Annotated in this window: 18 protein-coding genes; 8 read left to right on the top strand and 10 right to left on the bottom strand. The window is 66.2% G+C overall.

The features are described from left to right. Window positions 1–14 precede the first annotated feature (14 nt). From AC5P8R_RS03915 to AC5P8R_RS03905, 3 genes are read right to left on the bottom strand one after another with little or no spacing between them, the layout of a single operon-like run. Window positions 15–1,043, bottom strand: a complete 1,029-nt coding sequence (locus AC5P8R_RS03915) for an ABC-2 transporter permease (protein WP_046431579.1) — start codon at window positions 1,041–1,043, stop codon at window positions 15–17. Further along, the gene (locus tag AC5P8R_RS03910; RefSeq protein WP_495223008.1) at window positions 1,040–1,915 is read right to left on the bottom strand and encodes an ABC transporter ATP-binding protein; all 876 of its coding nucleotides are present in this window, start codon (window positions 1,913–1,915) and stop codon (window positions 1,040–1,042) included. Before AC5P8R_RS03910 ends, AC5P8R_RS03915 begins: the two co-directional genes overlap by 4 nt. Continuing rightward, window positions 1,915–2,274, bottom strand: a complete 360-nt coding sequence (locus AC5P8R_RS03905; RefSeq protein WP_005410261.1) for a GntR family transcriptional regulator — start codon at window positions 2,272–2,274, stop codon at window positions 1,915–1,917. The genes AC5P8R_RS03910 and AC5P8R_RS03905 overlap by 1 nt, the downstream gene beginning before the upstream one ends. Before the next feature lie 604 nt (window positions 2,275–2,878). Between AC5P8R_RS03905 and AC5P8R_RS03900 the strand changes: the two genes are divergently transcribed. From AC5P8R_RS03900 to AC5P8R_RS03875, 6 genes are all read left to right on the top strand, one after another. Next, window positions 2,879–3,466: a glutathione peroxidase gene (locus AC5P8R_RS03900; protein WP_495223007.1), complete on the top strand. Its 588-nt coding sequence runs from the start codon at window positions 2,879–2,881 to the stop codon at window positions 3,464–3,466. Between the two features lie 96 nt (window positions 3,467–3,562). After that, complete coding sequence (locus AC5P8R_RS03895) at window positions 3,563–4,540, top strand: FKBP-type peptidyl-prolyl cis-trans isomerase (RefSeq protein ID WP_032962085.1); 978 nt, start codon at window positions 3,563–3,565, stop codon at window positions 4,538–4,540. A 23-nt stretch (window positions 4,541–4,563) separates the two neighbouring features. After that, on the top strand, window positions 4,564–5,913 hold the full coding sequence (locus AC5P8R_RS03890; protein WP_032962083.1) for a UDP-glucose dehydrogenase family protein: 1,350 nt from the start codon (window positions 4,564–4,566) through the stop codon (window positions 5,911–5,913). Continuing rightward, window positions 5,906–6,148, top strand: coding sequence for a SlyX family protein (locus tag AC5P8R_RS03885; RefSeq protein WP_005410256.1), 243 nt, complete (start codon window positions 5,906–5,908; stop codon window positions 6,146–6,148). Before AC5P8R_RS03890 ends, AC5P8R_RS03885 begins: the two co-directional genes overlap by 8 nt. A 10-nt stretch (window positions 6,149–6,158) precedes the next feature. Further along, window positions 6,159–6,839, top strand: a complete 681-nt coding sequence (locus AC5P8R_RS03880; RefSeq protein ID WP_495223006.1) for a DUF2058 domain-containing protein — start codon at window positions 6,159–6,161, stop codon at window positions 6,837–6,839. A 48-nt stretch (window positions 6,840–6,887) separates the two neighbouring features. Beyond that, window positions 6,888–8,960: an acyltransferase family protein gene (locus tag AC5P8R_RS03875; protein ID WP_164166458.1), complete on the top strand. Its 2,073-nt coding sequence runs from the start codon at window positions 6,888–6,890 to the stop codon at window positions 8,958–8,960. A gap of 12 nt (window positions 8,961–8,972) precedes the next feature. Here the strand turns inward: AC5P8R_RS03875 and AC5P8R_RS03870 are convergent, their stop codons facing one another. The 4 genes from AC5P8R_RS03870 to AC5P8R_RS03855 form a co-directional block, all read right to left on the bottom strand. After that, complete coding sequence (locus AC5P8R_RS03870) at window positions 8,973–10,157, bottom strand: MFS transporter (RefSeq protein WP_053494726.1); 1,185 nt, start codon at window positions 10,155–10,157, stop codon at window positions 8,973–8,975. Window positions 10,158–10,243: 86 nt separating this feature from the next. Further along, window positions 10,244–12,928: a methionine synthase gene (gene metH, locus AC5P8R_RS03865; protein ID WP_445391790.1), complete on the bottom strand. Its 2,685-nt coding sequence runs from the start codon at window positions 12,926–12,928 to the stop codon at window positions 10,244–10,246. Window positions 12,929–12,985: 57 nt separating this feature from the next. Then, entirely contained in the window at window positions 12,986–14,077 is a 1,092-nt protein-coding gene (locus AC5P8R_RS03860; protein WP_014647681.1) for a homocysteine S-methyltransferase family protein, read from the bottom strand. A gap of 13 nt (window positions 14,078–14,090) precedes the next feature. After that, complete coding sequence (locus AC5P8R_RS03855; RefSeq protein WP_014037755.1) at window positions 14,091–15,020, bottom strand: ArsR/SmtB family transcription factor; 930 nt, start codon at window positions 15,018–15,020, stop codon at window positions 14,091–14,093. 153 nt (window positions 15,021–15,173) lie between these two features. Between AC5P8R_RS03855 and AC5P8R_RS03850 the strand changes: the two genes are divergently transcribed. Both AC5P8R_RS03850 and AC5P8R_RS03845 read left to right on the top strand, forming a co-directional pair. After that, window positions 15,174–16,322 carry an acyl-CoA dehydrogenase family protein gene (locus AC5P8R_RS03850; RefSeq protein WP_014647680.1) on the top strand — a complete coding sequence of 383 codons (1,149 nt, stop codon included), beginning with the start codon at window positions 15,174–15,176 and terminating at the stop codon, window positions 16,320–16,322. A 130-nt stretch (window positions 16,323–16,452) separates the two neighbouring features. Then, a complete protein-coding gene (locus AC5P8R_RS03845) occupies window positions 16,453–16,740 on the top strand; it encodes a hypothetical protein (RefSeq protein WP_046431564.1) in 288 nt (95 codons plus the stop codon). A gap of 151 nt (window positions 16,741–16,891) precedes the next feature. On the opposite strand, the gene AC5P8R_RS03840 is transcribed toward AC5P8R_RS03845, so the two are convergent. The 3 genes from AC5P8R_RS03840 to AC5P8R_RS03830 are packed head-to-tail and all read right to left on the bottom strand — an operon-like array spanning window position 16,892 to window position 22,005. After that, a complete protein-coding gene (locus AC5P8R_RS03840) occupies window positions 16,892–20,065 on the bottom strand; it encodes a multidrug efflux RND transporter permease subunit (RefSeq protein ID WP_046431562.1) in 3,174 nt (1,057 codons plus the stop codon). Window positions 20,066–20,080: 15 nt separating this feature from the next. Then, window positions 20,081–21,349, bottom strand: a complete 1,269-nt coding sequence (locus AC5P8R_RS03835) for an efflux RND transporter periplasmic adaptor subunit (RefSeq protein WP_014647677.1) — start codon at window positions 21,347–21,349, stop codon at window positions 20,081–20,083. Then, window positions 21,349–22,005, bottom strand: coding sequence for a TetR/AcrR family transcriptional regulator (locus AC5P8R_RS03830; RefSeq protein ID WP_111207029.1), 657 nt, complete (start codon window positions 22,003–22,005; stop codon window positions 21,349–21,351). Before AC5P8R_RS03830 ends, AC5P8R_RS03835 begins: the two co-directional genes overlap by 1 nt. Between the last annotated feature and the right edge of the window lie 38 nt (window positions 22,006–22,043).

The following is a 22,043-nucleotide window of genomic DNA, read 5'->3' as shown; positions in this document are numbered from 1 at the left end:
CCGGGTGGATGGAATCAGATCTCGCCGGCGCGCTTGCGCAGGCGGATGGCGAGGACGATGAACACGACACCGACGGCGGCACCGATCCATAGTTCCGGCATCGCCAGCGACTTCAGCTGCGAGGCCGGCGACATCAGGCTGACCACCGATTCGAGATCGCGACGCGTGCCTTCCTCGGCGCTGAGGCGATACACCAGGTCGGTGCCCGGCACGCCGCCCAGCAGCAGTCGGCCAACGATGTTCTGCCAGAACCAGCCGGTGGTCAGGCCGATCAACGGCATCACCTTGGTGGTGCTGACAATGACGCCGGCGAACAGCGGCAGCATCACCGCCCACAGGAACGGTTTGGTACGGGCCCAGGCCGAGCACAGCAGCAGCCAGCCGGCGGTGGGCAGGGCCCACAGGGCGTAGACCGGAATCCAGGCCAGGTGACCGGCGGCCAGGGTCAACGGGCTGGCCGGACCCCAGATCAGGGTCATCGGGCTGCCACCGTGCATCAGCGCGACGATGCTGATCACCAGCATGAAGCCGAACATGGTGATGATGCCGGCGATCACCGCGATCAGCGGGGCCACCACCAGTGCGCTGATCACCTTGGACAGCACGGTCTGGGTGTCCGACAGCGGCAGCGACTTCCAGAACAGGATGCTGCGGTCGCGACGGTCGTCGTACAGGGCGCCCAGGCAGTAGAAGAACACCACGAAGGCCAGCACCAGGAACGGCCAGGCCGAGCTGAGCACCAGGGTCAGGTCGAGGCCGTTGCCGAGGTCGGCCAGGTCCTTGGCGCTGATGTCCCGGGTCAGCAGGGCCAGGTCCAGGCCGTTGATGTTCACGCTCTCGCCGTCGACATGCAGTGCGCCGTTGCGTGCTGCACGGTTCAGTGCAAACAGGCCGAAGGCGATGCCGACGGTGCTCATCACCAGCGAGATCAGGCCGGCGATCAGCGGCGCATACAGGAAACCGCCACGGTTCTCCCAGTACTCGCGCTTGAGCAGCCAGCGCAGGGTGCCCATCGGGCTGACGGGGTGGTTGACGGCAGTCATGCGTAGGTCCCCTTCATGATGGCGACGAACAGATCGGCCAGGCCCGGGCTGCGGGTCTCGCCAAGGGTGGAGAGCTGGGTGCGCGGCACACCGTCGAACAGCATTACGGTCTTGCCGAACGTCAGGCTGCGCTCGTCGATCGGCTTCAGCGCACGCGCGGTCTCCAGCTGGTCGGCGTTGACCAGAAGCTCGGTGTAGCGCTGGCCGACATCGTCCATTTCTGCATCGAGCACGATGCGACCATCACGGATGAACATGACGTCGCTGAGGATGTGCTCGATCTCCTCCACCTGGTGGGTGGTGACGATGATGGTCTTCTGTTCGTCGAAATAATCTTCCAGCAGGCGCTGGTAGAACTCCTTGCGGTACAGGATGTCCAGGCCCAGGGTGGGCTCGTCCAGCACCAGGATGCGCGCATCGATGGACATCACCAGCGCCAGGTGCAGCTGCACGATCATGCCCTTGGACAGTTCGCGCACGCGCTGCTTCGGCTGCAGCTTGGTGTTGGCCAGGAAACGCTCGCAGCGGGCACGGTCGAAGCGCGGATGGACACCGGCGACGAAATCGATCGCTTCACGGACCTTCAGCCAGCGCGGCAGCACGGCGACGTCGGCAATGAAGCAGATGTCGTTCATCAGCGCGTCGCGGTGCTGCCGCGGGTCGCGGCCGAGCACGCTCAACTCACCTTCCACCGAGGTCAGGCCGAGGATGGCCTTCAGCGCGGTGGTCTTGCCGGCGCCGTTGGGCCCGATCAGGCCGACGATGCGCCCGCTCGGAATGCTGAAGCTGGCATTGTCGAGGGCCACGGTGGTCTTGTAGGCCTTGCGCAGGCCTCGGGCGGTGATGACCGGTTCACTTGCAGTGCTATTCATCAGACTTTCCCCTGGGGCAGCAATTCGTCGAGGCTCAGGCCCAGGCGCTGGATGCGCTCCAGCACCGCCGGCCATTCTTCGTTGAGAAAGCGCTCGCGCTCGCTGCTGCGCAGCTGCGTGGCCGCCTGCTCGGTCATGAACATGCCCAGGCCGCGGCGCTTCTCGACCAGGCCTTCATCGGCCAGTTCCTGGTAAGCGCGCGAAACGGTGATGGGGTTGAGCTGGTAGTCGGCGGCCACCTGGCGCACCGAAGGCAGGGCATCGCCCGGCTTGAGGATTCCGTCGAGCATCATGGCGATCACGCGCTCCTTCAACTGACGGTAGATGGGAGCGCCGTCGCTCCACTGGATGTCGCTCATATTCAGCTCCGTGGGGTCAGCGGCTGTGCGAACGAGAAGTACGGCATGGACAGGGAGCTGTGCAGCCGACGCGGGGGAGAGGGGGAGGGATCGGCGTTCCCGGCCGGCGAAACGGATGCATCCTGCGCACTGTCGGCGGAGGCGGGGGCGGTTGGCATGGCCAGCCAAGCCAGCACGATCAGGGTCGAAACGGCAGCGGCCGCGGGTGCGGTGAGGTTGCGACGGATCCGGGCGTTCATGGCTCCCCCTGTCTCAGGTGACTGGTGTTGTATGCAACTATAACACCGGCACGCCCACGTGCAACCCCTTGCCGTGCCCAACTGATGGCAGGGGTGGTCAAACCGCTGAAATATCCCCTTATCCCCTTGATTGAAAAGGGAAACGGAATTGTCGTGCGGGCCGATCACGCACTGCCTTCCATTCAGCGTTGTCCATGCTATGTCATCCCTGCGCCGTTGAGGGTGGGTCCTCCTGGGAAAGGCCACGTCACGCAAAGCCGCCGGCGCCCGCCGCAACAAGGGGCAACGGAGCCCGGTGCTATAGTTCGGCCGATTCCCGGCCGCTATCGGCCGGCCCTGTGAATGGCTACCGCGGACTGCTCTCGATGCCCCTGCCGACCGTTGTTCCGCGCCGACTGCGCGGCCTGTCCCTGTTGACCCTGCTGGTGGCCGGCCTGGCCGGTTCCGCCCATGTGCTGGCGGCCGATCTGCTGGACCTGGACTATCGCCCGCTGGCCAGCAAGCAGCAGGTCAACCTGCAGCAGCGCTACCACGGGCAGGTGCTGCTGGTGGTCAATACCGCAAGCAAGTGCGGCTATACCCCCCAGTACGAAGGCCTGGAGGCGCTGCAGAAGCGTTATGCCGGCCGCGGCTTTTCCGTGCTGGGTTTCCCGTCCAACGATTTCAAGGGCCAGGAACCGGGTGACGAGAAGCAGATCCAGGATTTCTGCACGCTTACCTATGGCATCAAGTTCCCGATGTTCGAGAAGGTGCACGTCGTCGGTGCGGAGGCCACGCCGCTGTACCAGCGGTTGACCGCAGCCACCGGCGTGGCGCCGGGCTGGAACTTCCACAAATATCTGGTCGGCCGCGATGGCAAGGTCATCGCCCAGTTCGCCAGCAAGGTGACGCCGGACGATCCACAGCTGACCGCCGCCATCGACAAGGCGCTGGCCGTCGCTCCTACGCATTGATATCCGGCACGGATGCCTCGACATCGACGGCATGCGTGCGACAATGCTTCTTTTCGCGCCGACGTCGGCGCCCAGACACTTCCAGGAATGCAGCGAATGAAGATGGGAATGCGCGGCGCCGCGGCGTCGGTTCTGATTCTGGCGATGGGCACTTCGGGTGTCGCTCTGTCGCAACAACCGGCTGCCCCCGCAGCCGCCAAGGAGACCGCAACCTTGAATTCCCCCAAGCAGAAGCTCGGCTACGCCATCGGCCTGGACGTCGCCAAGTCGTTCACCCCGATCGCCGATGAGATCGATGTGGCCGCGCTGCGCACCGCCGTGGAACGTTCGTTCGAAGGCCTGCAGCCGCAGATCACCCAGGAACAGGCCAAGGCCACCGATGCCGCACTGCGCCAGGTCGTGATGGCCCGCAGCGGGCAGCAGGTGCCGGGCATGGCGCCGGGTTCGCAGCCGCCGAAGGTCGACCGCGTCAAGGTGTCGCAGATGATCGGTTCCTACTCGGTCGGCCCGTCGCTGGCACAGCTGAAGGACGACATCGATGTCGCCTCGCTGTTTGACGCGATCAGCACCGGCCTGAGCAAGGGTCAGCCGAAGATGACGGAAGCTGACGCGACCGCCACCATCCAGGCGTTCATGGGCAGCAAGCAGGCCGAAATGCAGGCCAAGGCCGCCGCTGCCGCGCAGACCAACCGCGAGGAAGGCAATGCGTTCCTGGCCAAGAACAAGACCCAGCCGGGCGTGGTAACCACCCCGTCGGGCCTGCAGTACCAGGTCATCCGCCCGGGCAGCGGCGAGCGTCCGCTGCCGAGCAGCAAGGTGCGCGTGAACTACGAAGGCAAGCTGCTCAACGGCACAGTGTTCGACAGCTCCTATGGTCGCCAGCCGGCCGAGTTCGGCCTGGACCAGGTGATCAAGGGCTGGACCGAAGGCGTCGCGCTGATGCCGGTCGGTTCGAAGTACCGCTTCTGGATCCCGGGCGAGCTCGCCTACGGTGAGAACGGCACCCCGGGTGGCCCGATCGGCCCGAACGCGACTCTGACGTTCGACGTCGAGCTGCTGGGCGTCCTGCCGTAAGCGACCACGGAGCCAGCACGGACATGCGCGTTGCGATTTTCGGTACCGGTTACGTAGGGCTGGTGACCGGTACCTGCCTGGCCGATGTCGGCCACCAGGTGGTCTGCGTCGATATCGACCAGGCCAAGGTCGATGGCCTCAACCAGGGCATCATCCCGATCTATGAGCCGGGCCTGGAACCGATGGTGAAGGCCAATCACGCCGCGTCGCGGCTGACGTTCACCACCGATGCCGCAGCCGCGATCGGCCACGGCCAGGTCGTGTTCATCGCCGTCGGCACGCCGCCGGACGAGGATGGCAGCGCTGATCTGCAGTACGTGCTGGCCGTGGCCCGCACCATCGGCCAGCACATGAGCGTGCCGACCGTGGTGGTCAACAAGTCGACGGTGCCGGTGGGCACCGCCGACAAGGTCCGTGCCGCCATTGCCGCAGAGCTGGCGGCACGTGGCGCCGACATCGCCTTCGACGTGGTGTCCAACCCGGAATTCCTGAAGGAAGGCGACGCCGTTGCCGACTGCATGCGTCCGGATCGCATCATCATCGGTGCGACCAGCGCCGAGTCGGTGGCGGTGATGCGGCGCCTGTATGCACCGTTCAACCGCAACCACGACCGCGTGGTGGAAATGGACGTGCGTTCGGCCGAGCTGACCAAGTACGCCGCCAACGCGATGCTGGCGACCAAGATCTCGTTCATGAACGAAATCGCCAACATCGCCGAACGTGTCGGCGCCGATGTGGAGCAGGTCCGCCAGGGCATCGGCTCGGATCCGCGCATCGGCTGGCATTTCATCTACCCGGGCGCCGGCTATGGTGGCTCGTGCTTCCCCAAGGATGTGCAGGCGCTGGCCCGCACCGCGCAGCAGGCCGGCCTGGAGCCTAAACTGCTGAACGCCGTGGAAGCGGTCAACGATGCGCAGAAGGGCCATCTGTTCGCCCTGGTCCAGCGCCATTACGACAAGGGCGAGGACGAAGGCGTGCGTGGCAAGACCTTTGCCGTGTGGGGCCTGGCATTCAAGCCAAACACCGACGACATGCGCGAAGCCTCCAGCCGACGCCTGCTGGCGCAACTGTGGGAAGGCGGTGCGACGGTGCGTGCCTACGATCCGGAAGCGATGCATGAGGCGCAGCGCATCTTCGGTGAACGCGATGACCTGGTGTTCTGCAGCAATGCCAACGAGGCGCTGCAGGGCGCCGATGCACTGGTCGTGGTGACCGAGTGGAAGCAGTTCCGCAGCCCCGATTTCCAGACGCTGCGCGAGCAGTTGAAGGACGCGGTGGTGTTCGACGGCCGCAACCTGTACGAGCCGGCGGACGTGGAAGCAGCGGGCCTGGCGTATTACGGCATTGGCCGGGGGCGCTCGCTGCATGTCTGATCTGCTGCCAACCGAACGCGAGCAGGCGCTGGAAGCGCGCCTGGTCGAACTGGAAATGCGCGTGTCCTTCCAGGAACAGGCGCTGGCCGAACTGAGCGATGCGCTGGCCGATGCCCGCATGCAGGGCATGCGCAACGCCGACGTGCTGCGCGTGCTGCTGGAAGATCTGGGCAAGGTCCGCAACGCGCTGAATTCTTCCGATCCGGCGAGCGAACCGCCGCCGCCGCACTACTGATCCGAATCCTATGAGCGATACCCTCCGCGACCAGCTGATGGGCCTGGGCTTCAAGCCTGCGCCCAAGCCAGAGCGCAAGAATGATGGCCCCCGCCGTGATGGCCGCCCGCAGGGCAAGGGTGGCAACGGCAATGGAAAGCCGCAGGGCGCTGGCAAGGGCGAGCACAAGCCCGGCCAGCGTCGCGGTCCTGGCCATGGCGGCCCGGGCAAGCCCGGCCAGTCGCGTGGTCCGGGCCAGCAGGGCCCGCGCAAGCGGCGCAGCGCAGAAGAGATGGACCTGGCCAAGGCCTACGCCATCCGCGCGCAGAAGGAAAAGGAAGAGCGCATCGAAACCGAGCGCCTGAAGCAGGAAGAGGCGCGTGTGCGCCGCGAGGCCAAGGCCAAGCTGGAAGAACTGCTGAAGGACAAGGGCCTGAATGCCGAAGCGGCGGACATTGCCCGCCACTTCCCCTACGGCGGCAAGATCAAGCGCATCTATGTGACCGCCGAACAGCTGACCGCGCTCAACGCCGGTGAGCTGGGTGTGGTCCAGCTCAATGGCCGCTACCTGCTGGTGACCGCCGAGGTGCTGGCGCAGTGCGAGGCGGTGTTCGCCGCATCGGTGGCGCTGAAGGTCGATCCGAATGCGCCGGCCGAGGAAGATCCGTACGCGGACCCGCAGTACCAGGTGCCGGACGACCTGGTCTGGTAAACGCGTGACCGCCGCGGGCGCGCTGCCGTCGCGGCCGTGGGGGAAGGGATGACCGCTGATCCAAGCCGTGGCTACGTGCCGCACATTGACGGCCTGCGCGCGATCGCCGTGCTGGCCGTCATCGTGTTCCACCTGGACCCGGCCTGGTTGCCAGGCGGGTTCACCGGCGTGGATGTGTTCTTCGTCATCTCCGGTTTCGTGGTCAGCGCGTCGGTACACCGGCTGCCGCCGCTGTCGCTGGGGCAGTCGATGCTGCGCTTCTATGCGCGCCGCATCCGTCGCATCGCGCCGGCGCTGTTGGCCTGCCTGTTGCTGACTGCCGTGGCAAGCGTGCTGTTCATTCCCGAGTCCTGGCTCAGCGAAGCCAGTGACAGGACCGGACTGATGGCGTTCTTCGGCTTCAGCAACTGGGTGCTGGCAGCGATCGGCAACGACTATTTCGCACCCAGGGCCGAATTCAATCCCTACACCCACACCTGGTCGCTGGGCGTGGAAGAGCAGTTCTACCTGCTGTTCCCGCTGCTGTTCCTGGCTTGGGCGCGCGGTGCACGCGGGCGCTGGATCAGCCTGGGCCTGTTCGCCCTGGTCAGCATGGCGTCGCTGCTGCATGCGGCGGTGCTGGGTCTGCGCGAGGCGCCGCCATCGTGGGCGTTCTATGCCACCAGCACCCGCCTCTGGCAACTGGGGGTGGGCGTGCTGCTGTTCCAGCTGCTGCATGTGCGCGAATCGCTGGACCCGGCAACCGGCCAGGCACTGAAGCGCGCCGCGCCGGTGTTCTCCCTGCTGGCCATGGTGGCGCTGGGCCTGCTGGGGTGGGCGTTGTGGTCCGCGCGTGCCGGGCGGTCACCGTGGCCTGACGGCGTGCTGCCGGCCTTCGCCACCGCGGGCCTGCTGTGGGCGCTGCATCATCATCCGCAGGCATGGGTGGCGCGCCTGTTGGCCAGCGCCCCGATGCGCCGTATCGGCCAGCTGTCGTACTCGCTGTACCTGTGGCACTGGCCGGTGTTCGTGCTGATGCGCTGGACCGTGGGCCTGCAGACACCCTTGCAGATGACCGCCGCGATGGCGTTGGTGCTGCTGCTGTCATGGCTGTCGTGGCGCTGGGTGGAACAGCCGTTCCGCGGCACGTTGGCGCAGCGCCTGCGTCCCGGGCGTTGGGTGCTGGCCGGCGCGGTCGTACTGCTGTGCGCCGCCGGCATCCAGACAGTGCTCTACCTGCAGGCGCCGCGGCTGTCGTTGAGTACGGTCAGCCGGCATCCGGCCGATTGGTACCCCAATGGCAAGAGCGTGGCCGGTGACTATCCCGAGTGCGCACTGGTGGTCGCCAAGCATCGTTTCGAAGGCGGTAGTGCGCGCACCTTTGCGCGTGGAGACTGCGACCGCCCGCTACCGGTTGGCGCGCCGAAGCGGGTGTTCGTTGCTGGTGATTCGCATGCGATGGCTTACATCGAGCTGCTGCAGCGACTGGCCCTGGAAACCGGCTCGGCGGTCTCCCTCTATGGCCGCGGCGGATGCCCGCAGGTGAGCCTGCAGAAGTGGCGCGGTGCCGGTGCCGGTTGCGCTGATTTCGACGCCGCGGTGTTCGCCGATATCGCGCGGCGCGCGCAGCCGGGGGATGCCGTGGTGCTGGTGTCGTTGCGCGTGCCACGCCTTTCCGATCAGTTCGTGCTGTTCGATGCGCAGGCGCAGCTGGCGGGCGAACTGACGGCAGAGGCCGCGGCAGGACGCGACGCCGAAGTGGCCGAGGCGGTCGCGCAGTGGAGACCCCTGGCCGAGCGTGGCGTGCGCATCGTGCTGGAGGCGCCCAAGCCAGTGCTGCCAGCGCCGCCCTATCGCTGCTCGGACCGCTTCAATGCCCGCAACGAGGTCTGCCGCAACGGCCTGGACAGCACGCGCGTCGCGATGGAAACGTTGCGGGCACCCATGCTGGGCAGCCTGCAGCAGGTGGTCGATGGACTGCCAGGTGGCGTGCTGTGGGACCCGATGCCGGTGCTGTGCGACGACGCGTTATGTCCAGCCCAGCGCGATGGGCGGCCGCTGTTCTTCGATGGCGATCATCTCAGTGCGCATGGCAATCGGGTGCTGCTGCCCTCGCTGCAACAGGTTCTGTTGCAGCGCTGAGCCGGGCAGGGGTCAGCGCGCGTGGCTGTTCCGTCGCGCACGTATGAGCGGCAGGCTCAGTGCGAAGAAACAGAGCAGGGCGCCAATCAGGGCGAAGCCGCTGCCGGCCAGGAACGCGGTGCGACCATCGTCGATCTTCCACAGTTGGCCGGCGATGAGTGCGCCGAGCACACCGCCGACACCGGACGAGAATCCGTACAGCAGCCCCTGGCCATGCCCATTGAGGCGACCGGGGAAGTAGGTCGCCAGCATCTGCATCGCTGCTGCGAAGAACGCCGCAAAGCCCAGCGCGTGCGCGCTCTGCGCCAGCAGCATCACCGGCAGGTTTTCCGGGAACAGTGCGGTCACGGCCCAGCGCAGGCAGGAACTGACCAGCGCGATCAACAGCATCCAGCTGGCGTCATAGCGGCGGAAGAAGCGGCCGATGGTGAAGAACACGCCCACTTCGAAGACCACACCGATGGTCCACAACAGGCCCAGGGTGGAGGTGCGGTAGCCGTGATGGTCCATGTAGACCGAAAAGAACGTGTAGTACGGGCCGAAAGACAGTTGCTCCATGAAGGCGGCCAGGAAGAACGCCAGCACCGGCGGTCGGCGCACGATCTGCCAGAAGCCGCTGGCGTCGCCGCCGGTCTTGCCGACGCCGCGCGCGTAGTGGTTGCTGAAGGCCGAGGCGACCAGCAGCGCGAACAGTGGCAGCATCATCCACGGCAGCAGCCCGGCGTGGCTGGCCGTACCGTCATCTTCGATCAGCCAGCCGAACAGGGTCACGACGGCGATGAAACCGAGCGAGCCCCAGACCCGGATCAACCCGTAGCGATGGCTGTCGTTGCCCAGATGGGTGAGGGTGATCGACTCGAACTGCGGCATCACCGCGTTGTAGAAGAAGCAGAACACCACCATCGCGGGGTACATCCACGGCTGTGGCAGCGGCAGCAGGAATACCGCGAAGCTGAGCAGGGTCAGCACGCAGCCCGCGCGCAGCAGGCGGATCGGTCGTGGCGATGCGGCCGCCAGCGAGGTCCAGGTGCTGGGCGCGATCACGCGGGTGGCGTACCACAGGCCCATCATCACGCTGATGGCCGTCACGCTCATGCCGCGCGCGCTCAGGAACAGGCTCCAGTACGGCGTGAACGCGCCCAGCGCCGCGTAGTAGAACAGGTAGAAGCTGGAGAGGCGTGCAACGGGAACGGTCATCGCGGAATGATGAGGCAAAAAAGGGGACGGAGGGAATTAAGTCGCGAATGCATAAACGACTTAATCCCCTCCGTCCCCTTTTTGTGTCATTCGGGGTCGTAGTCGAGGTTGGAGGCCAGCCAGCGTTCGGCCTGGGCGCGGTCCACGCCCTTGCGGCGGGCGTAATCGCTGACCTGTTCGCGGCTGAGCCGGCCGACCACGAAGTACTGGCTCTGCGGATGGCTGAAGTAGTAGCCCGAGACAGCGGCCGTGGGCAACATCGCGAAGCTCTCGGTCAGTTCCATGCCGGCGTTTGCTTCGGCCTGCAGCAGGTCGAACAGGCGCCGTTTCTCGCTGTGTTCCGGGCAGGCCGGATAGCCAGGCGCCGGCCGGATGCCGCGATACTGCTCGTCGATCAGGGCGTCGTTGTCCAGCGCCTCGGCGCGCTCATGGCCCCAGAATTCGGTACGCACGCGCTGGTGCAGGCGCTCGGCCAGCGCCTCGGCGAGGCGGTCGGCCAGTGCTTTCAGCAGGATCGCGTTGTAGTCGTCATGCTCGGCCTCGAAGCGCGCGACGTGCGCGTCGATGCCGATACCGGCAGTGACTGCGAACGCGCCGATCCAGTCCTGCTTGCCACTGTCGAGGGGCGCGATGAAATCGGCCAGGCAGAAGTCCGGGCGCTCGGCCGGCTTGTCTACCTGCTGGCGCAGGAAGTGCAGGGTGGTTTCGCCCTGCGGGTGCTGCACGCGGACGTCGTCGCCGATGCTGTTGGCCGGCCACAGGCCGAACACGGCCTTGGCCGTCAGCCACTTCTCGCCGACGATGCGCTCGAGCATCGCGCGCGCATCGCGGTACAGCTCGCTGGCCTGGGTGCCGACGATCTCGTCGGTGAGGATGGCCGGGAACTTGCCGGCCAGCTCCCAGGCCTGGAAGAACGGCGTCCAGTCGATGTAGTCGACCAGCTCGTCCAGCGGGTAGTCGTCGAATACGTGCAGGCCGGGGTGTTCCGGTGCCGGTGGCATGTAGCTGTCCCAGCCGCCCTGGAATTTCTGCGCGCGCGCATGTTCCAGCGTCACCAGGCGCTTGGCGTCGCCACGGTTGCGGTGGCGGGCGCGGATCTCGGCATAGTCGGCCTCGTTGGCCGCGACGAAGGCTTCGCGCAGGTCGCGTGAGATCAGCGACTGGGCCACGCCCACCGCGCGCGAGGCGTCCTTCACCCACACCGTAGGCGCTTTGTAGTGCGGGTCGATCTTCAGCGCGGTGTGCGCGCGCGAGGTGGTGGCGCCGCCGATCAGCAGCGGCAGGTCGAAGCCCTGGCGCTCCATCTCGCGGGCGACGTGGCTCATCTCCTCCAGCGACGGGGTGATCAGTCCGGACAGGCCGACCAGGTCGGCGTTGTGCTCGCGGGCGGCATCGAGGATCTTCTGCGCCGGCACCATCACGCCCAGGTCGACCACCTCGAAGTTGTTGCAGGCCAGGACCACGCCGACGATGTTCTTGCCGATGTCATGCACATCGCCCTTCACCGTGGCCATGATGATCTTGCCATTGCTCTTGGCGGTATCACCGCTGCGTGCCTTCTCCGCCTCGATGTACGGCAGCAGGTAGGCCACCGCCTTCTTCATCACGCGTGCGGATTTCACCACCTGCGGCAGGAACATCTTGCCGGCACCGAACAGGTCGCCCACGATGTTCATGCCGTCCATCAGCGGACCCTCGATCACGTCCAGCGGGCGGCTGGAGGCCTGCCGGGCCAGCTCGGTGTCTTCCTCGACAAAGGCATCCAGGCCGTGCACCAGCGCATGTGCCAGGCGCTGCGCCACCGGCTTCCCGCGCCAGGCCAGGTCCTCGGTCTTCGCCGCGCCCTTGCTGCCCTTGTAGCGCTCGGCGATCTCCAGCAGGCGCTCGGTGGCATCGCTGCGGCGGTTGAGGATCACGTCCTCGACGCGCTCGCGCAGCTCAGGCTCCAGCTCGTCGTAGATCGGCATGGCGCCGGCGTTGACGATGCCCATGTCCATGCCGGCGGCGATGGCGTGGTAGAGGAACACCGAGTGGATGGCCTGGCGCACCGTTTCGTTGCCGCGGAACGAGAACGAGACGTTGGAGACGCCGCCGGAGACGTGGCAGTGCGGCAGGGTCTGCTTGATGATGCGGGTGGCTTCGATGAAGTCCACCGCATAGTTGTCGTGCTCTTCGATGCCGGTGGCGACGGCGAAGATGTTCGGGTCGAAGATGATGTCCTGCGGCGGGAAGCCGATCTCGTCGACCAGGATGCGGTAGGCGCGGGTGCAGATCTCGACCTTGCGCGCGCAGGTATCGGCCTGCCCGCTTTCGTCGAAGGCCATGACCACCGCGGCGGCGCCATAGCGCAGGACCTTGCGCGCGTGTTCGCGGAACAGCGCCTCGCCTTCCTTCAGCGAGATCGAATTGACCACGCTCTTGCCCTGCAGGCACTTCAACCCGGCTTCGATCACGCTCCACTTGGAGGAGTCGACCATGACCGGGATGCGGGCGATGTCCGGCTCGGACATGATCAGGTTGAGGTAGCGGGTCATCGCCGCTTCCGAATCGATCAGGCCCTCGTCCATGTTGACGTCGAGGATCTGCGCGCCGCTGGCGACCTGCTGGCGGGCCACGTCCACCGCTTCTTCGTAGCGGCCTTCCTTGATGAGCTTGCGGAACTGCGCACTGCCGGTGACGTTGGTGCGTTCGCCGACGTTGATGAACAGCAGGTCCGGAGTGATGACCAGGGGTTCCAGGCCGGACAGGCGGGTAGGGCGGACAGGCGTCATGGCAGGCGTCGGCTCAACAGCAGGAGGGCGGGAAGTGTGGAACGGTGGCGGCGACATTCATGCGGCCTGCTCCTGGACACCGGGCAGGGCGCGCGGTGGCAGCCCGGCCACGGCGCGGGCGATCGCACGGATGTGGTCGGGGGTGGAGCCGCAGCAGCCGCCGACCAGGTTCAACAGGCCATCCTCGGCGAAGCCGCGCAGGGTGGTGGCCATCTCTTCAGGCGTTTCGTCGTACTCGCCGAAGGCGTTGGGCAGGCCCGCGTTGGGGTGCGCGCTGACGTAACAGTCGGCGACCTGCGAGAGGGTTTCCACGTGCGGGCGCATCGCCTCGGCGCCCAGCGCGCAGTTCAAGCCGATCGACAGCGGGCGCGCATGCGCCAGTGACGCATGGAAGGCCTCGGCGGTCTGCCCGGACAGGGTGCGCCCGGAGGCGTCGGTGATGGTGCCGGAGATCATCACCGGCAGGCGTGCACCACGCGCGTCGAAGGCCTCCTCCAGCGCATACAGCGCGGCCTTGGCATTGAGCGTGTCGAAGATGGTCTCGACCATGAGGGTGTCGGCGCCGCCATCGATCAGGCCCTCGATGGCTTCGCGATAGGTGTCGCGCAACTCGTCGAAGCTGGTGTTGCGGAAGCCCGGATCGTTGACGTCGGGACTGATCGAAGCGGTGCGGCTGGTGGGACCGATCACCCCGATCACGAAGCGCGGCTTGCCCGGCGTGGCCGCAGCCACCGCATCGCAGCAGGCGCGTGCAACGGCGGCGCCGGCCTTGTTCAGCTCGTACACCAGGTGTTCGAGGTGGTAGTCGGCCTGGCTGACCGAAGTGGCGTTGAAGGTGTTGGTCTCGACCAGATCCGCCCCGGCGTCCAGGTATGCGGTATGGATGTCGGCGATGACCTGCGGCCGGGTCAGCAGCAGCAGGTCGTTGTTGCCCTTCAGGTCATGGCCTTCAGGCGTGCCGTGGTCGCAGCCGGGACCGTGCGCATGGTCATAGCCACCGGCGAATCGCTCGCCGCGGTAGTCGTCTTCCTGCAGGCCATGGCGCTGGATCATCGTGCCCATCGCGCCGTCGATGATCAGGATCCGCTCGCGCAGGGCGTCGAGCAGGGCGTTGGCACGGTCAGGATGCAACCAGGGCAGGGCGGGCATGGTGGTCTCGGGCTCAGGGCTTGTTGGCGATCAGCGAAATCACTTCGAAGTGCGGCGGACGCTTCTCGCGGGTGACCGTTTCCAGGCTGGACACCTGCAGGCCGGCCTTGTCGACGAACTTGCGCAGCTCCTTGTCGCTGAAGCCGAGGTTGACGTGGCCATAGGCCTCCACCGCTGCCTTGTGCTCGTGACGGGCCAGGCTGCACAGCAGCAGGCGGCCGCCCGGGCGCAGCACGCGTGCGGCTTCGGTTACGGCCTGCGCCGGCTTGCTGGCATAGGTCAGCGCGTGCATCAGCACCACCAGGTCGAAGCTGCCGTCCTTGAACGGCAGGGCATGCATGTCACCCTCGCGGACTTCCACATTGGGCAGCCGGCGCAGGCGCTCGCTGGCAGCGGCGACCACGCGCGCGCTGGTATCGATGCAGATGTAGCGCTTGGCGTGGGGGGCGACCAGTTCGGCCAGCACGCCGTCACCGGAGGCGATGTCCAGCACGTCGCCGGTCTCCAGCAACGGCAAGGCGGTGCGCGCCAGCGCCTCCCAGGTACGGCCCGGAGAGTAGTGGCGCTCCATGTCGCCGGCCACGCTGTCGGCCCAGTTCTGGTCAGAGGCGCGGTGGGCCAGCACTGCAGCCACGCGCTCGGCATCCTGGCGCAGCAACGGGTCGTCGCTTCCGTTGCTCAAGGCATGCCACAATGCACGCTGCGCCGGGTCCAGCTGGGCTTCGTCGAAACGGTAGTAGGCCGACACGCCGGCACGGCGGTCGCGGACCAGGCCGGCTTCCTTCAGGCGCGCCAGGTGGGTGGACACGCGCGGCTGCGCCAGCCGGGTGATTGCCGACAGTTCGGCCACGGTCAGTTCCTCCTGCTCCAGCAGCGCCAGCAGGCGCACGCGGGTGGCATCGGCGAACACCTTCAGGCGGGTCGACCAGTCTTCCAGATCCATAAATATCTACCTATCGCGATATAGAGATATATTCGCCGAGAAGACCTGCCGCGGTCAAGTCGCCAGCGTACGGAAACAGCCGGCCCCCGGTACAATCGGAGCACCTGGGCGCGCCGTATGCGGCCCATAACTTCATGTACCCGGGAGGGTGTTGTGGATTTCAGCTTTACCGAAGAGCAGTTGATGCTGCAGGACGTGGCGCGGCGCATCGCGCAGGAAAAGATCGCCCCCAGCGCGGAGCACCATGACCGCACCGGCGAGTTCCCGCTGGACAACATCCGCCTGCTGGGCGAGAACGGCCTGATGGGCATCGAAGTGCCGACCGAGTACGGCGGTGCGGGCATGGACCCGGTTGCGTACGTGCTGGCGATGGTGGAGGTCGCCGCCGCCGACGCCGCTCACTCGACCATCATGTCGGTCAACAACTCGCTGTTCTGCAACGGCATCCTCACCCACGGTACCGAGCAGCAGAAGCAGACCTACGTGCGTGCCATCGCCGAAGGCACCGCCATCGGCGCGTTCGCGCTGACCGAGCCGCAGTCCGGTTCCGATGCGACTGCCATGCGCTGCCGCGCGGTGAAACAGGCCGACGGCACCTTCGTCATCAATGGCAAGAAGAGCTGGATCACCTCCGGCCCGGTGGCCAAGTACATCGTGCTGTTCGCGATGAGCGAGCCGGACAAGGGCGCGCGCGGCATCACCGCCTTCATCATCGATACCGACAAGGCCGGTTTCGGTCGTGGCAAGACCGAGCCCAAGCTGGGCATCCGCGCCTCGGCCACCTGCGAGATCGAGTTCAACGATTACGTGGCGCAGGCCGAGGACGTGCTGGGCCAGGAGGGCGAGGGCTTCAAGATCGCCATGAGCGTGCTCGATGCCGGCCGCATCGGTATCGCCTCGCAGGCCATCGGCATCGCCCGTGCCGCCTATGAAGCGACCCTGGAGTACGTGAAGGAGCGCAAGGCCTTCGGTGCCGCCATCGGCACCTTCCAGATGACCCAGGCCAAGATTGCCGACATGAAGTGCAAGCTGGATGCAGCGCTGCTGCTGACGTTGCGCGCGGCTTGGGTGAAGGGCCAGGGCAAGCGCTTCAGCAACGAAGCCGCCATCGCCAAGCTCACCGCCTCGGAAGCGGCGATGTGGATCACCCACCAGGCGGTGCAGATCCACGGCGGCATGGGGTATTCGAAGGAGATGCCGCTGGAGCGTTACTTCCGTGATGCCAAGATCACCGAGATCTATGAAGGCACCTCGGAAATCCAGCGCCTGGTGATCGCCCGCAACGAAACCGGGCTGCGCTGAGACGCAACGGCCGCGCCGCTGCAAGGGCGGCGCGGCCGGTCGATCCACGCCACGCGTGGATGCGCTGTGCTCTTGGCCGAACGATGCCGGATCTGTTCCAATGCAGGCCGTTTCCATACGGTCTGCACAGATGATCTATCGTGGTTGGGGAATCCTGACACTGATCACGCCGATCGCAGCGATCCTGCTGCTGGCGTATTTCTTCCCGCACGCAGGCCCCAAGGGCAACACCCCACTCTCGCAGGTGTTGCTGGGTGCCAGCATTGGCGCGGCGGTGAACGTGCTGCTGGGCCTGTGGCTCAACCGGGCACCCCGGCAGAAGGGCGAAGTGGCGCCCCATCATTTCTTTTTCGTGCCGATGCAGTGGGCTGCACTGGTAATCGTGGCAGTGTGCGTGGTGGTCGCGCTGTTGCGCTGAGACGTGACTCGAACGGCGCCCACCAAGGTTGGCGGCCACCGGGCATGCCGTTGCCCTGGTAGATGCCAACCTTGGTTGGCATGAATTCAAAGGCGGCAAGAAAAAGGCCCCGGATCGCTCCGGGGCCTTTTCGTTTCAGCGCACTGCCGGATCAACGATCCGGGCGGTGTGCAGCATCCGCGTCGCGCTGGCGTTCCATGAACTCCTTGGACGGTTCATCCAGCTTGTCGCCCAGCATGCGGCGCACGACCACGAAGAACACCGGGATCATCAGCAGGCCGAGCAGGGTGGCGAACAGCATGCCGCCGATCACGCCGGTACCGATGGCGTGGCGGGAATTGGCGCCGGCGCCGGTGGAGATCGCCATCGGGATCACGCCCATGATGAACGCGAACGAGGTCATCAGGATCGGGCGGAAGCGCAGGCGGGCCGCTTCGATGGTGGCATCGCGCAGGTTCTTGCCGGCTGCGCGCTGCTCCACCGCGAACTCCACGATCAGGATCGCGTTCTTCGCGGCCAGGCCGATCACGGTGATCAGGCCGATCTTGAAGAACAGATCGTTGGGCAGGCCGCGCAGCATCGACAGGCCCAGTGCGCCCAGCACGCCCAGCGGCACCACCAGCAGCACCGCCACCGGGATCGACCAGCTTTCATACAGGGCGGCCAGGCACAGGAACACCACCACGATGGACAGCACCAGCAGCAGCGTGGCGGCATTGCCGGCCAGGATTTCCTGGTAGGACATGCCGGACCAGTCGTAGCCGAAGCCGGCCGGCAGGTCGTCGTTGACGATGCTCTCCATGGTCTGCATCGCTTCGCCCGAGCTGGTGCCCGGGGCCTGCGAGCCGACGATGTTGATCGCCGAGTAGCCGTTGTAGCGGCTCAGCGACGGCGGTGCCGACACCCATTCGGACTTGACCACCGTGTTGAGCGGGATCATCGCGTTGGTGCCATCGGCGTTCTGGGTCAGGGTGGAGGGGCTGTAGAAGCTCTTCAGCGACTCCTGGCCGGTGCGGTACGGGCCATCGGCCTGCATGGTCACGCGCTTGATGCGGCCTTCGTAGAAGAAGTCGTTGACATAGACCGGGGCCAGCATCAGCTGGATGGTGCTGTACACGTCCGACACCGACATGCCCATCGACTGCGCCTGCACGCGGTCCACGTGCAGCTGCAGCTGCGGGGCGTTCTCCAGCCCGTTCGGACGCACGCCGACCAGGGCTTCGGGCTTCTGCGCGGCCTTGCCCAGCAGGATGTTGCGCGCCTGGGTCAGCTGTTCGTAGCCGGCACCACTGCGGTCCTGCAGCCACATGTCGAAGCCGCCGAACTGGCCGAGGCCCTGCACGGTGGGCAGGTTGACCACGAAGATCTGCGCTTCCTTGATGCCGTAGAACGCGCCGTTCATGTTCTGGATGAACTCGGGCGCGGTGAACTTGCGTTCCTCCCACGGCTTCAGGCGGATGAAGCCCATGCCCACGTTCTCGCCGGAACCGACGAAGCTGAAGCCGGCCACCTGCAGCATGCCTTCATAGCCATCCTGCTTTTCCAGGATGCCACGCATCTGCGCGAAGACTTCGTTGGTCTGGCCCTTGGTCGAGCCCGGCGGCAGCTGCACGATCGCCAGCGCATAGCCCTGGTCTTCTTCCGGCAGGAAGCTGCCCGGCATGCGGGTGAACAGGAAGCCGCACAGCGCGGTCAGCACCACGAACAGGATCATCCAGCGCGGCGCATGGCGCACCGCCGAGGTGATGTGGCCCACGTAGGTGTGGCTGATCTTGTCGTAGTACTTGTTGAAGGTGCGGTAGACGATGTTCGGGTTGTCGTTGTGCGTCGGCTTGAGGAAGGTCGCGCACAGCGCCGGGGTGAAGCCCAGTGCCAGGAACGCCGAGAACGCCATCGAGATGGCGATGGTCAGGGCGAACTGCTTGTAGATCTCACCGGCGGCGCCGCCCTGCAGGGCGGACGGGATGAACACCGCCGCCAGCACGACGGTGATCGCCACCACCGCGCCGGTGATCTGGGTCATCGCCTTCTGCGTGGCCGGCTTCGGCGCCAGGCCTTCCTCGCTCATGATGCGTTCGACGTTCTCGATCACCACGATCGCATCGTCGACCACGATGCCGATCGCCAGCACCATCGCGAACAGGGTCAGCTGGTTGATCGTGAAGCCGATCATCCACATGCCCAGGAAGGTACCGAGCAGGGCGACGGGGATGACCAGGGTCGGGATCAGTGTGGCGCGGAAGTTCTGCAGGAAGATCAGCATCACCAGGAACACCAGCAGGACCGCTTCAAACAGGGTCTTGACCACTTCCTGGATCGAGATCTTGACGAAGGTGGTGCTGTCGTACGGCGAGAACCAGGTCACCCCGGACGGGAAACTGGGCTGCAGCTCGTCCATCTTGGCGCGCACCGCTTCGGCCACGTTCAGGGCGTTGGCGCCCGGCAGCAGCTGGATGGCGAAGGCGCCGGTCGGCTTGCCGTTGTACTGGGTGTCGAAGCCGTAGTTGTTGGCACCGAAGGCGACGCGGGCGATGTCCTTGAGCAGCACGCGCGAGCCATCGGCGTTGGCGCGCAGGATGATGTTCTCGAATTCCTGCGGCGAGCTGAAGCGGCCTTCGGCCGAGACCGTGGCGGTGAAGTGCTGGCCTTCCGGCGACGGGTCCGAACCCAGCGCACCGGCGGCGAACTGCACGTTCTGCGCACGTACCGCGGCCAGTACCTGGCTGGCCGACAGGCCATAGCCCTGCATCTTCTCCGGGTTCAGCCAGATGTTCATGGCGTACTCGGAACCGAACTGCTGGGTGCTGCCGACGCCGGGGATACGCGAGACCTGGTCGAGCACGCGCGAGCCGACGATGTCGTTCAGGGCGTCACGGTTGATGGTCGGGGTATCGGACTGCAGCGCCACCACCATCAGGAAGCCGGCATTGGCCTTGGCCACCACCACGCCCTGCTGGGTCACTTCCGAAGGCAGTCGTGGCGTGGCCAGCGAAACCTTGTTCTGCACCTGCACCTGGGCGATGTCCGGATCGGTGCCGGTCTCGAAGGTCAGGGTGATCTGCGCGCGGCCGTTGGAGGCCGACGAGGAGCTGAAGTACAGCAGGTGATCGATACCGGTCAGCTGCTGCTCGATCACCTGGGTGACCGATTTCTCGGTGGTGTCCGCGCTGGCGCCCGGGTAGGTCGCCGAGACGGTGACCTGCGGCGGGGCGATGTTGGGATAGGACTCCACGCCCAGGTTGAGGATCGCGATCACGCCGCTGAGCGAGATCAGGATCGCAACCACCCAGGCGAAGACTGGATGTTCGATGAAAAATTTAGGCATGACGGAAGGTTCCCGTTACTGCTTGTTCGAATCGGTGGTGGCCGGCTTGGCCGCATCGGCCTGTTCCGGCTTGGCCGCGTCGGCCGGTGCCTTGCCTGCCGCCGGTGCTGCGCCCGCCGGAGCGGCGCCGCCTGCGGCAGGCTTGCCGTTGGCGTCCTGCCCCGGGGTCCACGGCTTGGCCACCGCCGGTGCACCTTCCTTGACCTTCTGCACGCCGGCCACGATCACCTTGTCACCGGCGGCCAGGCCGTCGCTGACCAGCCAGTTGCCGTTCTGCGCGCCATCGGTCTTCACGTTCTTGCGCACCACCTTGCCGTCGGCACCGACCACCATCACGTAGCCGCCGGTGGTGTCACGCAGCAGCGCCTGCTGCGGCACCAGGTAGGCATTGTTGCGCTCGCCCAGGTTGGCCTGGAAGCTGACGAAGGCGCCCGGCAGCAGGATCTGCTGGGGGTTCGGCAGCAGCGCACGCAGCGACACCGCACCGGTGGCCGGGTCGACCGTGGTCGAGGAGAAGTCCAGCGTGCCCGGCTCACCATAGGTGCTGCCGTCGGCCAGCTTGACGTTGACCGTGGCCTTGCCGTCGCCGGACAGCGCCAGCGAGCCCTTGGCCTGCTGCGCGCGCAGCTGGGTCAGCTCATCCACGCTCAGCGAGAAGTTCACATACAGCGGGTCGAGCTGGTCAACGGTGGTCAGCAGGGTCACATCGCCCTGGCCGACCAGCGCGCCCTCGGTGACCTGCTGCTTGTTGGCCACGCCACTGATCGGCGCGGTCACTTCGGCGTAGCCCAGGTTGATCCGCGAAGAGGTCACTGCCGCTTCGGCCTGCTTGACGGCGGCCAGGGCGGTGCGCTCGGCCGATTCGGCGTTGTCCAGGTCGGACTTGGAGACGAACTGCTGCGGCGCCAGCGAGCGCGCGCGATCGGCGGCGACCTTGGCATTGGCGTAGGTGGCGCGGGCCGAAGCCAGCTGGGCCTCGGAGGCGTTGAGCGAGGCACGCAACGGCGCCGGGTCGATCAGGAACAGGGTCTGGCCCTGCTTGACCTGCGAACCTTCCTGGTAAACGCGCTTGAGCAGCACGCCGGGTACGCGTGCGCGGACGTCGGCGCTGCGGAACGGCGACAGGCGGCCGACCAGCTCGCGCTGCAGCGGCAGGGTCTGCGGCTTGGCGTCGATCACGCCCACCTCCGGCGGCGGGGGCGTCTGCTGTTCCGGCTTCTTGCAGGCAGCCAGCGCGACAGCAACGGCGCACGTCAAGGCAAGGGTGCGGAGTGGGGCGGTCATCAGGAGGAACTCCGGGGTTGGTTTGTAGACGGGGCCGGCGACGGCTGTGGCGCGAACGCGCGCAGGAAGCTGTCGACGGAGAACTCTGCCCAGCGCCGACGCAGGAGCGCGTCATCACGATGGGGGGTATGGAAGCGCTGTTTGTCGAAATCCTGACCGGCGATCATGCTCAGCAGCAGTTCGGCCATGAAGTGCGGGTCGTCATGCCGGAGCTGGCCTTGCATGCAAACGGTTTCAATCCATTCAGCAAGATGAAGCGTCAGCGCGCCGGCACCGTGCCGGTACAGCGTACGCGCCTCTTCGGGAAACTGGGCTGCCTCGGCTGCAATCAGCCGGCAGGCCTGTCCTACGTGCGGTTGGTTGAAATGCTCCAGGAAGTCGGTGGCGAACTGGAGAAGGCTGGCACGCAGGTCGTCACTGCGGAGTGCACGCAGCATGGCCCCGGTGGCGTGGCCGACGTGGCGCTGCATCACCCGGCGCAGCAGTTCCTGCTTGCTGCCGTAGCGCGAGTACAGGGTCTGCTTGGAGCAGCCGGCATGCTGGGCCACTGCGTCCATGCTCATCTGCATGCCCTGCTCGGCCAGCAGTCTGCGCACGGCATCGAACACGCGCTCATCGCGCGCGTCGAGGGCAACGGGGAGGTAGGCCGGGTTCACGCGGTGGACTATACCGTCCAGTTCAGGATTGTGGAATC

The organism is Stenotrophomonas sp. YJH_SMC_73 (genome assembly GCF_059370155.1).
Note: the sequence above shows the minus strand (reverse complement) of the source record. Positions and strands in the feature narration are given on the sequence as shown.